12 protein-coding genes are annotated in these 11,956 nt (G+C 60.0%); 6 read left to right on the top strand and 6 right to left on the bottom strand.

Features of this window, described 5'->3' with window-relative positions; all coding sequences use genetic code 11:
- Positions 1–276 precede the first annotated feature (276 nt).
- Complete coding sequence (locus FY152_06610; protein ID UXS31773.1) at positions 277–456, bottom strand: hypothetical protein; 180 nt, start codon at positions 454–456, stop codon at positions 277–279.
- A gap of 417 nt (positions 457–873) precedes the next feature.
- Here FY152_06610 and coaD point away from each other — a divergent pair, with 417 nt between their 5' ends.
- From coaD to FY152_06580, 6 genes are all read left to right on the top strand, one after another.
- Positions 874–1,368, top strand: a complete 495-nt coding sequence (gene coaD / locus FY152_06605; protein ID UXS31772.1) for a pantetheine-phosphate adenylyltransferase — start codon at positions 874–876, stop codon at positions 1,366–1,368.
- 29 nt (positions 1,369–1,397) lie between these two features.
- Positions 1,398–1,967: a peptidylprolyl isomerase gene (locus tag FY152_06600; protein ID UXS31771.1), complete on the top strand. Its 570-nt coding sequence runs from the start codon at positions 1,398–1,400 to the stop codon at positions 1,965–1,967.
- A 36-nt stretch (positions 1,968–2,003) separates the two neighbouring features.
- A complete protein-coding gene (locus FY152_06595; GenBank protein UXS31770.1) occupies positions 2,004–2,513 on the top strand; it encodes a peptidylprolyl isomerase in 510 nt (169 codons plus the stop codon).
- 330 nt (positions 2,514–2,843) lie between these two features.
- Positions 2,844–3,926 carry a tRNA preQ1(34) S-adenosylmethionine ribosyltransferase-isomerase QueA gene (gene queA, locus FY152_06590; protein UXS31769.1) on the top strand — a complete coding sequence of 361 codons (1,083 nt, stop codon included), beginning with the start codon at positions 2,844–2,846 and terminating at the stop codon, positions 3,924–3,926.
- Positions 3,926–5,056 carry a tRNA guanosine(34) transglycosylase Tgt gene (gene tgt, locus FY152_06585; GenBank protein UXS31768.1) on the top strand — a complete coding sequence of 377 codons (1,131 nt, stop codon included), beginning with the start codon at positions 3,926–3,928 and terminating at the stop codon, positions 5,054–5,056. The genes queA and tgt overlap by 1 nt, the downstream gene beginning before the upstream one ends.
- A gap of 37 nt (positions 5,057–5,093) precedes the next feature.
- Complete coding sequence (locus FY152_06580) at positions 5,094–6,251, top strand: aminodeoxychorismate synthase component I (GenBank protein UXS31767.1); 1,158 nt, start codon at positions 5,094–5,096, stop codon at positions 6,249–6,251.
- Here FY152_06580 and FY152_06575 read toward each other — a convergent pair whose 3' ends face one another.
- The 5 genes from FY152_06575 to FY152_06555 all read right to left on the bottom strand — a co-directional run bounded on the left by FY152_06575 (position 6,252) and on the right by FY152_06555 (position 11,561).
- Positions 6,252–7,529 (bottom strand): type III PLP-dependent enzyme, encoded by a 1,278-nt coding sequence (locus FY152_06575; protein UXS31766.1) that lies wholly within the window; start codon positions 7,527–7,529, stop codon positions 6,252–6,254. It lies immediately after the preceding gene.
- Complete coding sequence (locus tag FY152_06570) at positions 7,513–9,045, bottom strand: AMP-binding protein (protein ID UXS31765.1); 1,533 nt, start codon at positions 9,043–9,045, stop codon at positions 7,513–7,515. The genes FY152_06575 and FY152_06570 overlap by 17 nt, the downstream gene beginning before the upstream one ends.
- Positions 9,042–9,305 (bottom strand): acyl carrier protein, encoded by a 264-nt coding sequence (locus FY152_06565; protein UXS31764.1) that lies wholly within the window; start codon positions 9,303–9,305, stop codon positions 9,042–9,044. Before FY152_06565 ends, FY152_06570 begins: the two co-directional genes overlap by 4 nt.
- 85 nt (positions 9,306–9,390) lie before the next feature.
- Positions 9,391–10,149 carry a hypothetical protein gene (locus FY152_06560; protein UXS33230.1) on the bottom strand — a complete coding sequence of 253 codons (759 nt, stop codon included), beginning with the start codon at positions 10,147–10,149 and terminating at the stop codon, positions 9,391–9,393.
- A gap of 284 nt (positions 10,150–10,433) precedes the next feature.
- Positions 10,434–11,561: an S-(hydroxymethyl)glutathione dehydrogenase/class III alcohol dehydrogenase gene (locus FY152_06555; protein UXS31763.1), complete on the bottom strand. Its 1,128-nt coding sequence runs from the start codon at positions 11,559–11,561 to the stop codon at positions 10,434–10,436.
- Positions 11,562–11,956 lie beyond the last annotated feature (395 nt).

Raw genomic sequence — 11,956 nt, 5'->3', positions numbered from 1 at the left:
CGCCTTGCCGCCCGGTAAAACGGCAAAACAAAACCGCCTGGAGCGGCCAGGCGGTTGCGAAGAATCATCTTTTTAACGGCGATCAGGCCGCAATCGGGCACTCAAAAAGCGCGGTCGCGCCTGATCATGGCTTTGAATTCCTCGTCTTCGCGCCGCATCTCGGCGACGACGGAGATCATCGATGTCACGAACATAATGCTGATCAAGGCAAGAAGCAGCGTCAAAAATGTGAACATGATAGTGTCTCCATCTGGTGCGAGAAATTCTCGCCCTCTATCAGTAATAATTCATGTACTGGTAACGGGCGGTCAGCTGCGGGTAGTCTGGACCCTGCTTTTCCAGCTTCTGTTCATAAATACTAAACGTCGTTGCCACCATGGCGATGACCAGTACTGTCCAGGCGGTGCTGATGACGCTGATCTTTGCCGAAGTAGACTGTTTTTCTCTTACAAACATCTGTCCGTTCCTTTGGTTCTTTCTTAACGCGCCATGTGCGATCATGTTCCGCGTCAACCGTAAAAATCGATTAGCATCGCGCCTGTGAAACTTCCTTGAATGGCTTGTTCATCTGGCGTTCAGGAAACTGGCGGTGGGCGTCATTCAAAAAAAAGATACTCGGCAGCGAATGATGCGACGATCGAAAGAACGATCATGAAGGCCAGCATTTTCAATTCTCCGGATGCTTAACGGGTGAGAGGCGTTTCGGTTTCCTGTTGGGCTCCATTTATAAAAAATAGCCCTGAAACCGCACTGAACGGCCTATTCATCCGTGGTTCACGCCGCGCCGACGAGGGGCCGGGGTGGTAAAAGTCTTGCGCCGCGACCGTCTCCATGACAAAAGGCGGCACATAACGCCCACCACCTGAGAGCGATATGACGATTGCCTTTTATCCAGGATCCTTCGATCCGATGACCAACGGACATCTGGATGTGCTTATTCAGGCGCTGAACGTCGCGTCCAAAGTCATCGTCGCCGTTGGCATCCATCCCGGAAAAGCGCCGATGTTCAGTTTCGAGGAGCGGGCGGCGCTGATACGCCAGGCCCTTTCCGAGACCCTGCCGGGCGAAGCGGCGCGCATGGAGGTCGTTTCCTTCGATAATCTGGTTGTCGATGCTGCCCGTCAGCACGGCGCGCGCCTTCTGCTGCGCGGCCTGCGCGACGGCACCGATCTTGATTATGAAATGCAGATGGCCGGCATGAACCGCCAGATGGCGCCGGACATCCAGACCGTATTCCTGCCCGCCGGCACCTCGTCGCGACCCATTACAGCCACATTGGTCCGGCAGATCGCCGCCATGGGCGGCAATGTCGACGCCTTCGTGCCGAAAGCCGTGCTTGAAGCCCTCAACGCCAAGCTGAAGCGCTGACTTCAGCCCCACATTCTGGAGCCAATCCGATGAAACTCGTTCGATTTGCCTTTGCCGGCGCCCTGTTTGCGGGCGCGCTTGCCGCCAGCACCCTTGCATCTGCCGCCGAACTCCTGACCGTCCAGCTGAAGGACGGCCCCGTTGTCATCGAGCTGATGCCTGAAGTCGCGCCCAAGCACGTGGCTCAGATCGAGGCGCTGGCCAAGAAGGGCGCTTATGACAATGTCGCCTTCCACCGCGTCATCGACGGTTTCATGGCGCAGACCGGCGACGTGCAGTACGGCAACATGGAGAAGGGCTTCAGCGCCCAGCGCGCGGGCACCGGTGGTTCCGACCTGCCGGATATTCCGGCCGAATTCTCCAAGGTTCCCTTCACGCGCGGCGTGGTCGGCATGGCGCGCTCGCAGGATCCGAATTCCGCCAATTCGCAGTTCTTCATCATGTTTGCCGACGGTCCGTTCCTGAACGGCCAGTATACCGTGGTCGGCAAGGTCGTGTCCGGCATGGAAGCCGTCGACAAGATCAAGCGCGGCGCCGGCGGCAATGGCGAAGTTTCCAACCCCGACCGGATGATCAAGGTCACCGTCGGCAAGAAGTAAGGTAGGGCAATAGAGCCCGAACAGAGGAGAATAATCATGGCCGAGATCAAGGATCCGGAAAACACCATCATCATGGAAACGACGACCGGCAAGGTCGTGATCCAGCTTCTTCCGGAAGTTGCTCCGGGCCACGTTGCCCGCATCAAGGAACTGGTATCGGAAGGCGCTTATGACGGCGTCGTGTTCCACCGCGTCATTGAAGACTTCATGGCCCAGACGGGCGACGTGAAGTTCGGCAAGAAGGGTGCGGAAAGCTTCAACCCGGCCCGCGCCGGCATGGGCGGCTCCGACAAGCCGGACCTGAAGGCTGAATTCTCCGCCATTCCGCATGTTCGCGGCACCTGCTCCATGGCCCGTTCGCAGAGCCCGAACTCCGCCAACTCGCAGTTCTTCATCTGCTTCACCGATTCGCCCTGGCTCAACAAGCAGTACACCGTCTGGGGCCAGGTCATCGAAGGCATGGAAGCCATCGACAAGGTCAAGCGTGGCGAGCCGGTGAAGGACCCCGATTCGATCGTTTCCATCAAGCTCGCTTCTGCGGCCTGATTTTTGGAAATTGCAGTTCGACCCGTCTCGCAGTCTATGCGAGGCGGGTTTTGACGTTTATTGACGGTACGTGATTTTAAGGATGGACGCGGCAGTTTTGACGCTTGCCATCCGTCGCGTCGTTCTCTTCTTCCCTCATTCCTGTGCTTGTCACAGGAATCCAGCCAGCCCAAGTCCCTGGGCTGAAAGGACTCCTCCCGCCGCGCAGACGCGCGCCGACTGGATTCCTGTGACAAGCACAGGAATGAGGAATGAGGGGTGAGGGGTGCGGATGCGTCGAGCCGCAAAAACACCGTGCCGTGTCAAATTGGATTTCTGGAAGACCCTTTCATGCGTGTAGACCTGTTCGATTTCGACCTACCCGAGGAGAATATCGCCCTTCGCCCGGCGAACCCGCGCGATAGCGCGCGTCTGCTGGTGGTCGATCCGAATGAGAACCGTATGGAAGACCACCGCGTCTTCGACCTGCCGTCCTTCCTGAAGCCCGGCGATGCGCTTGTCTTCAACGACACCCGCGTCATTCCCGCCCAGCTCGAAGGTGTCAGGCTGCGCGAAGGTGCGCCGGAGACGGCGGTTTCGGCCACGCTGCACATGCGCGCCGATCAATCCCGCTGGAAGGCTTTCGCGCGTCCCGGCAAGCGCATCAAGCAGGGTGACCGCGTCCGTTTCGGTTACGAGCGCGACAATGCCTGCGGCCTTGCCCATCTGGAAGCTACCGTCGAGGAGAAGGGCGAGGAGGGCGAGATCACGCTGCTGTTCGACGTTTCCGGCCCTGTGCTGGACGAGGCGATTGCCTCGGTCGGCCATATTCCCTTGCCGCCTTATATCGCGGCGAAACGCCCGGAAGATGCACAGGATCAGACCGACTACCAGACCATCTACGCCCGTGAAAAGGGAGCCGTTGCCGCCCCCACCGCCGGGCTGCATTTCACGCCCGATCTGTTTGCCGCGCTGGACAAGGTGGGCATCGAGCGGCATTTCGTGACGCTTCACGTTGGGGCAGGCACCTTCCTTCCGGTGAAGTCCGACGATACCGACGATCACAAGATGCATTTCGAGATTGGCCATGTGTCGCAGGAAACCGCCGACCGGCTGAATGCGGTAAAGGCGCGCGGCGGGCGCATCGTCTGCGTCGGCACGACATCGCTGCGCCTGATCGAAAGTGCGGCCGATGAGAATGGTGTTATTCATCCATGGTCCGACGCCACCGGCATTTTCATCACGCCGGGATACCGCTTCCGCGCGGTCGATATTCTGATGACGAATTTCCACCTGCCGAAATCGACGCTGTTCATGCTCGTTTCGGCTTTCTGCGGTCTCGAAACGATGCGTGACGCTTATAAGCACGCCATCGAAACCGGATACCGCTTCTATTCCTATGGCGATTCCAGCCTGTTGTTCCGGAAAAACTGATGCACGACAAATTCACCTTCACCCTGAAAGCCACGAGCGGCGGCGCACGCCTCGGCGAAGTCGCCATGCCACGCGGCGTGATCCGCACGCCCGCCTTCATGCCGGTTGGCACCGTCGGCACCGTCAAGGCCATGTATCTCGATCAGGTGCGGGAGCTTGGGGCCGATATCATTCTCGGCAATACCTATCACCTGATGCTGCGGCCAGGTCCGGAGCGTGTTGCCCGCCTTGGCGGCCTGCATGAGCTGATCCGCTGGCCGCATCCGATCCTCACCGATAGTGGCGGCTTTCAGGTGATGTCGCTATCTGGCCTGCGCAAGCTGGATGAGCAGGGTGTGACCTTCAAGAGCCATGTGGACGGTTCGCTGCACCACATGTCGCCGGAACGCTCCATCGAAATTCAGGGCATGCTCGATTCCGATATCCAGATGCAGCTGGATGAATGCATTGCGCTGCCGGCCGAGCGCAAGGAAATCGAGCGGGCGATGGAAATGTCGCTGCGCTGGGCCGAGCGCTGCCGCGTCGCCTTTGGCGAGCAGCCCGGCAAGGCCATGTTCGGCATCGTGCAGGGCGGCGACCAGCCGGACTTGCGCGTCCGTTCCGCCGAAGGGTTGAAGCAGCTTGATCTGAAGGGTTATGCGGTCGGCGGTCTTGCCGTCGGCGAGCCGCAGGATGTGATGCTCGGCATGCTCGATATCACCCTGCCGGTGCTGCCAACCGAAAAGCCGCGTTACCTGATGGGCGTCGGCACGCCTGACGACATCCTGAAATCCGTGGCGCGCGGCATCGACATGTTCGACTGCGTGATGCCCACCCGTTCCGGCCGCCACGGGCTTGCCTTTACCCGTCGTGGCAGGGTCAATATCCGCAATGCCCGCCATGCCGAGGATATGCGCCCGCTCGACGAGCAGTCCAACTGCCCGGCCTCGCGCGATTATTCCCGCGCCTATCTGCATCACCTCACGCGCTCCAACGAGGCGCTGGGCGGCATGCTGCTCTCCTGGCACAATCTTGCCTATTATCAGGAGCTGATGCAGGGTATCCGCAAGTCGATCGAGGAAGGCCGTTTCGCCGATTTTTATGCGGAAACCATAGAGATGTGGGCGCGCGGCGATATAGACCCGGTCTGATCCTCCTCGACCCTTTTTCCTGTTTCGGACGCTTTCCTTGGCACATGCGCCTTACGTTCTTTTCCGGGATGATACGACCGGCACGGTGACAGCCTTCACCGAGCCGGAAGAGATCATCGTCGCGGACGAGCCGGAGGCGTTTTTTGCAGCGCTCAAGCGCATGGAGCAGCTGCGTCGCGACGGGAAATATCTTGCCGGCTATATGTCCTACGAGGCGGGTTTCCTGTTCGAGCCGAAGCTTGCGCCTTTTGCGGCCGAGCCCCGCAATGTGCCGTTTCTGCGCTTTGGCGTCTTCTCCGCTCCGCAGCCGGATGCCGGGCGATTTTCGCGCCCCGGCGAGGTGCCGGATGCGGACGCATTTCTCTCCGATCTCCGGCCCGCATGGACGCTTGAAGAATATTGCCAGCGCTTCGAGCGGCTGCATGATCATCTGCGCCGTGGCGACTGTTACCAGGGCAATCTGACCATGCCCGTTCATGCCCGCTGGAGCGGTGATCCGCTGACGGCCTTCTGGTCGCTTGTCGAGCGTCAGCCGGTGAAATATGGCGCGCTGGTCGATCTCGGCGGCCCGGTTATCCTGTCACGCTCACCGGAACTGTTTTTCTCGGTGGATCGCGAGGGTTTCATCGAAACTCATCCGATGAAGGGCACGACGCCGCGCGGGGCCGATGCGGAAGAGGACCGGGCGATCATCGCGGCGATGCTGACCGATGAAAAGACGCTGGCCGAAAACCGCATGATCGTCGATCTGCTGCGCAACGATATTTCCCGCATCACCGAGGTTGGCAGCCTCGATGTGCCACGGCTGTTTGATATCGAGACCTATCCGACTGTGCACCAGATGGTCAGCCATGTGCGGGCGAAACTTCTGCCTGAGGCGACGGTCGAGGATATTTTTGCCGCGCTGTTTCCCTGCGGCTCCGTTACCGGTGCACCGAAAATGTGGGCGATGAAAATCCTGCGCGAGCTGGAAGAGACGTCACGCGACGCCTATTGCGGCGCGATCGGCTTCATATCTCCATATGGTGAGATGCGGTTCTCCGTGGCGATCCGCACGCTCAGCCTGTTTGATGATGGCCGCGCCGTCTTCAATGTCGGCGGCGGCATCGTTTTCGATTCCGTGGCCGAGGCGGAATATGATGAGTGCCTGCTGAAATCTAAATTCGCAGTTGGGGACAGGTTGTTGCGGGGCTGATCAGCGCCCGACCACCTCAAACGCCCCATCTTCCACCAGCACTTCCTTTGCTGCCGCATGGCTGAGAAAACCCGTGGGGCTGGCGCTGGCGCCATAGGCTCCCGATTGCAGGATGGCGACGAGGTCTCCGGCTTTCAGTTTCGGCAGGGCGGCATTGCGGGCCAGCGTATCGAGCGGTGTGCAGAGCGGGCCGACGATGGTTGCCGTTTCCTCATGATCCGCCTGCATCATGGCGGGTGCCACGATGGGATAGTTGCGTTTGACGATCTGGCCGAGATTGCCGGATGCGGCCAGGTGATGGTGCATGCCGCCATCCGTCACCACGAAGGTGGTGCCGCGCGAGGTCTTTACCGCATTGACTTCCGCCACATAGATGCCGCCGGGACCCGCGAGGAAGCGGCCGGGTTCGACAATGACATGGGCGTCAGCAATCAGCGGATGCGCCCGCATGAGCGCCTTGAGGTCGGGAATGGCGGCGCTTACCGTTGCGAGATCAAGCGGCGTTTCCCCGGCGAAATAGGGGATGCCGAGGCCGCCGCCGAGATCGATGGTCTGAAGCGGCCTGCCGAGCATGTCCGCCATGCGCGCCGCAATGGAGATGGAATGTCTCCACTGGGAGACAAGCATGTCCGCATCGAGGATCTGCGTGCCGCCGTAGATATGGATGCCGACGAGATTGATATGCCTGCTGTCGCCGAACAGGGGCAGGACGTTTTCCAGCTCTTCCTCATCGAAACCGAAGGCGGTAGCCTTGCCGCCCATGCGCATGGCGCCTGCCTGCGCGTCCGGCACCGGATTGATGCGAATCGAGGCCTTGACCGGCCTGCCGATGGTTTCGATGCGGGCGATTTCCTCGGCGCTCTCGATATGGATTTCGCCGATGCCGCCCTCGATCACTTCCAGCAATTCGGCGTGGCGTTTGCCGGGGCCGGCGAAGATGATCTTTTCCGGCGGCACACCCGCCTTGATGGCGGCGCGATATTCACCGACGGAGGCGATTTCCGCACCGGCGCCTTCTTCGCGGAGGAGCGACACGATGGCGGGCAGGGGATTGGCCTTCACCGAATAATAGATGCCGGCAAAGTCACTCAGCGCGGTTTCGAGATCGCGATAAGCGCGGCGCATGGCGCTCGCATCATAGAGGAAACACGGCGTTCCGGTCTCGGCGACGATATCGCGCACTGCAAGGCCGCCGATGACGAGATCGTTTTCACTGACTGCAAATTGCGCGGCGGCAAGGGCAGGGCCGTGGCTCTGGGGTCTATCCGTGGGCGCCATTGTCCGTCCGTTCGCGCACCAGCGCGCGGTAATCCACCTTGCCATTGGCCGTGACCGGAAGCCGGTCGACCAGTTCGATGGCGCGCGGAATCATGAAGGGGGCGAGCGTCTCGGCGGCTTTCCTGAGCGCTGCCGAAACGTCGATGTTCTCATTTGCAGCGGTTGCGACGGCATGGACCTTTTCACCCGCAAAGGGGTCCGGCAGGCCGATGACAGCGACCTGCTGGAAAAGGCCGGTCGACATCAGGCTCTCCTCCACCTCGGTCGGGCTGATGCGATAGCCTGACGATTTGATCATCGCATCGTTGCGGGCCACGAAGCTGAAAAAGCCATCCTGGTCCTCCACCGCCAGATCGCCGGAGTAACAGACGGTTTCGCCGCCCAGCGCCGCCGGAATGAAGGGGTGGGGGCGCAGCACCTTGGCCGTGTCTTCCGGCCGGTTCCAGTAGCCCAGCGAAACGGTCGGGCCGCGATGGACGAGAATGCCGGGCTCGCCCGGTTTTGCCCTTTGTCCCTTGTCGGTGACGATGAAAATTTCACATTCCGGAATGGCCTTGCCGATGGAGGTCGGGCGATTATCGATCTCGTCCGGCGGCAGAAAGGTGGAGCGGAAGGCTTCCGTGAGACCATACATCAGATAGATTTTTGTATCCGGCAGCCGGTCGCGCAGCGCCTTGACGGTTTCCTGCGGAACGCGGCCGCCGGAATTGGTGATATAGCGCAGCTGCGGCAGCGGCGTTTTCGCCAGCAGGGGCGCCGCCCTGGTCAGGATCGCCCAGACGGTCGGAACGCCTGCAAGGCCGGTAATGGCGTGGTCGCGCAGATCGCGGACAATGTCGTCGCCCAGTCTGAAGGTGGAGATGATCGTCGTCGCGCCCTGTTCCACCGCCGTCAGCAGCTGGTTCAGGCCGTAATCGAAGCTGAAGGGCAGGAGGGAAAGAAGGCGGTCTGTGGCCGTGATCCCCAGATAGGTGCGCACGATGCGCGCGCCGGCCAGAAGATTGCGATGCGACAGCATGACGCCCTTGGGCGATCCGGTGGAGCCTGATGTGTAGAGGATCGCGGCCAGGTCCTCGCCAATTGCAGCCGAGGCTTTCGCCGTCGCGGCCGGGCGTCTGTCGATATCTTCCGCCAGCAGCACTTTGACACCTGCCAGGTCTTCCAGGGCAGCACCCAGCTCATCCGTCATCGCAGCACTGCTGATGATGATTTTCGCGCCGCAATCCCTGACGATATGGCGGATCTGCTGTGCCTTCAAAAGTGCGTTGACCGGCACGAAGACGCAGGACGCCATGCTCACGCCGAAGATCGACCAGCATTCCTCGATACCGCGCGGCAGGAAGATGACGATGCGGTCACCACGCTCCGCTCCGGCCTCCCGCAGGGCTGCTGCGCAACGCGCAGCCGCATCGGAAAATTCGCGGTAGCTCAGCGATTGTTCCTTGTAGACGAGTGCCTCATCGCCGCTTTCCGCCCGCGCAGTGAGCAGGTGGTGCAGCAGGACGTGGGGTGTCATCTGCGCCGTTCCTGCATGACGAAGCTTATGAGATCGGCCGGTGTGCCGAGGTTTTCCGGCGTGAAATGCTCGTCATTGAGGATTATGCCGAAGCCTTCGCCGAGAAAGATCATCAGTTCGAGGAAGCCGAGCGAATCAATCGCGCCACCTTCGAGCAATGGCGTATCGTCTGCAAAAGGCGCATGGGCCGGGAAACGCTGCGAGAGGTAGGAATAGACGGTCTCTGCTACATCCGCTTCCCTGAGTTGCGCTGAAACCATGCTTGTTCTCCGCTCGTTCGCGCTGTCGGGATATATTGGCCGAAGCGCCTTTTCTTCTTTGCAGGCAGGGTTCAACGCGGTCTTTTCAGGAGCGTCCCAATACCCAGGGTGGCAATAACACCAATTCTGAATATGTTTCGTTAATAAACCGTGGGTTCCATGCGCCTTTTACTTGTATCGGCGCGGATTTGAGCACGGCGAAGCCACCGGCGTCCCGTTCTTCATCGGAGGCTGCCATGGTCATGGCGAGCCGGCCCCTGCGAAGAAGGTGGCGGGCAATTGCCGATATGTGCCTTTGCGCAAGCTGCCTGTCCTCGCAATAGATGAGGCGGGCCGAAGGCAGCCTCTTGGTCGTTGTTTTCAGGAATACCAGCGGATGATGAATTTGATCCGCCTCCAGCACCGCCACGATGCAGCCGAAACGCGCATGATCCTCCAGAGTGTCGCGCATCGCCGCCGATAGCGCGCCGGGCGGCACGTCGGTAAGCGGGCGCAGCCGCGCCCTTGCCGGACCGATCGCCTTTGGCAGCAGGGGATAAAAGAGCGTGTAATCCGTTATAGTCGAAAACCCCAGCCTCTCGTTCAGCTTGCAGGCTTCGGGAGACGGGGTGAAGTCGGTGAAGGTTTCCTCTTCGGAGGACGAGGCCATTTGCAGCATGCGCGGTGCAAACCACCGGCTGGACGGCTCGACATACCAGCTCGACAGGTTGACGATGATCTGGTCGGTATCGGGCAGGCGGCTCCTGATCGTCAGGAGAACGCCGACGGCATCATCGCCCTTTATCAGCAATTGCCCGATCGCGCCGAGGTCCCGCCGCTCATGATGTGCACTGATAAATGACAGGCCGCGAGACCAGAAGGCCTCGCCTTTTTCCGGGAAACCCTTCGTCAGAAGCGCAACGGCGGCGACGCGGTTTCCGTTGTCGATGGGTATTATTTTCAGAGGTCGCTCCCGCAGTCTGGCGTCGTGCCGGCTTCCGGGGGTATTTTCAACCCCACCGGGCAATATTGGCTTACGACGATAGATTTACTGTCCCGTTAATCGCGGCGGCAGCAAGGCGCGCGGGGGTGATCACATTTGCATGAACGGCAGACGCGCGGGGCACGTCTGCCGTGGTGTTTAGCCGATCAATAGACAACGACGCCGCGGATGCTTTCGCCCTTGTGCATCAGGTCGAAGCCCTTGTTGATGTCTTCGAGCGGCATCGTATGGGTGATCATCGGATCGATCTGGATCTTGCCTTCCATGTACCAGTCGACGATCTTCGGCACATCGGTGCGGCCGCGTGCGCCGCCGAAGGCCGTGCCCATCCAGTTGCGGCCGGTGACCAGCTGGAACGGACGCGTCGAGATTTCCTGGCCGGCGCCGGCAACGCCGATGATGACCGATTTGCCCCAGCCGCGATGCGAGGCTTCCAGCGCCTGGCGCATAACCTTTGTATTGCCCGTGCAGTCGAACGTATAGTCCGCGCCGCCGATCAGGTCGCCATTGCGCTTCGTCATGTTGACGAGATAGGGCACGATGTCGTCGCCCACTTCTTTCGGGTTGACGAAATGGGTCATGCCGAACTTCTCGCCCCAGGCCTTGCGGTCGGGGTTGATGTCCACGCCTATGATCATGTCCGCACCGGCAAGGCGCAGGCCCTGCAGCACGTTGAGGCCGATGCCGCCGAGACCGAAGACGATGGCGGTGGAGCCGATCTCGACCTTGGCGGTGTTGATGACCGCGCCGATACCGGTCGTTACGCCGCAGCCAATGTAGCAGACCTTGTCGAAGGGAGCGTCCGGGTTGATCTTGGCCAGCGCGATCTCGGGCAGGACGGTGTAGTTCGAGAAGGTCGAGCAGCCCATATAATGGTGGATCTTGTCCTTGCCGATCGAGAATCGGCTCGTGCCATCGGGCATCACGCCCTGGCCCTGGGTGGCGCGGATGGAGGTGCAGAGATTGGTCTTGCGCGAGGTGCAGGAATAACACTCGCGGCATTCCGGCGTGTAGAGCGGAATGACATGGTCACCCTTCTTGACCGAGGTGACGCCGGGGCCGACATCAACGACAATACCGGCGCCCTCATGGCCGAGAATGGCCGGAAACAGGCCTTCCGGATCAGCGCCCGACAGGGTGAAATCGTCGGTATGGCAGATGCCGGTCGCCTTGACCTCGATCAGCACTTCGCCGGCGCGCGGACCTTCCAGCTGCACGGTCATGACCTCAAGCGGTTTTCCTGCCTGAATGGCAACTGCGGCGCGAACGTCCATTTTCGATCTCCTGGTATTGTCTTGTGATTGAACAGGGTTGTTTTGCCCGAGCTTGGCTGGAGGGACAAGGGGCAAAGGCGCCTTTCGCCTATCCGTCGCGCTCAAAAAGACGAGACCGGCCTAACACTCGCGGGGACAAGCACGGATCGGTAAAATTGCATTGTCGCAATTGAGTTTCCACCTGTCGTATTCAATGCAGTATTTCGACTATGATAAATTATGAATATCTGATTTAAATATATGATTTTGCATATTATTTTCAGTTTTGGTGTGATCTTTAATTTACGAATCTCGTGTTTAATTCGCCGTATTGAATGACGAATGGAATTTCGCCCGTAATCGTTACGATCGACCGGCGGATTGAGAGATTTTAATCTCCCGAGTGTGACTGCCCG

Origin of the sequence: Agrobacterium tumefaciens, from assembly GCA_025560025.1 — a bacterium.
GTDB lineage: Bacteria > Pseudomonadota > Alphaproteobacteria > Rhizobiales > Rhizobiaceae > Agrobacterium.
The sequence above is the reverse complement of the archived record's forward strand: the minus strand, read 5'-3'. Positions and strand labels throughout refer to the sequence as shown.

Bases quoted from the DNA above. Each gene is read 5' to 3' on its own strand.
- FY152_06575 (UXS31766.1), bottom strand. From the start codon at position 7,529: ATGGCGCCCACGGATAGACCCCAGAGCCACGGCCCTGCCCTTGCCGCC.
- queA (UXS31769.1), top strand. From the start codon at position 2,844: ATGCGTGTAGACCTGTTCGATTTCGACCTACCCGAGGAGAATATCGCC.
- tgt (UXS31768.1), top strand. From the start codon at position 3,926: ATGCACGACAAATTCACCTTCACCCTGAAAGCCACGAGCGGCGGCGCA.
- FY152_06610 (UXS31773.1), bottom strand. From the start codon at position 456: ATGTTTGTAAGAGAAAAACAGTCTACTTCGGCAAAGATCAGCGTCATC.
- FY152_06555 (UXS31763.1), bottom strand. From the start codon at position 11,561: ATGGACGTTCGCGCCGCAGTTGCCATTCAGGCAGGAAAACCGCTTGAG.
- FY152_06600 (UXS31771.1), top strand. From the start codon at position 1,398: ATGAAACTCGTTCGATTTGCCTTTGCCGGCGCCCTGTTTGCGGGCGCG.
- FY152_06570 (UXS31765.1), bottom strand. From the start codon at position 9,045: ATGACACCCCACGTCCTGCTGCACCACCTGCTCACTGCGCGGGCGGAA.
- coaD (UXS31772.1), top strand. From the start codon at position 874: ATGACGATTGCCTTTTATCCAGGATCCTTCGATCCGATGACCAACGGA.
- FY152_06595 (UXS31770.1), top strand. From the start codon at position 2,004: ATGGCCGAGATCAAGGATCCGGAAAACACCATCATCATGGAAACGACG.
- FY152_06565 (UXS31764.1), bottom strand. From the start codon at position 9,305: ATGGTTTCAGCGCAACTCAGGGAAGCGGATGTAGCAGAGACCGTCTAT.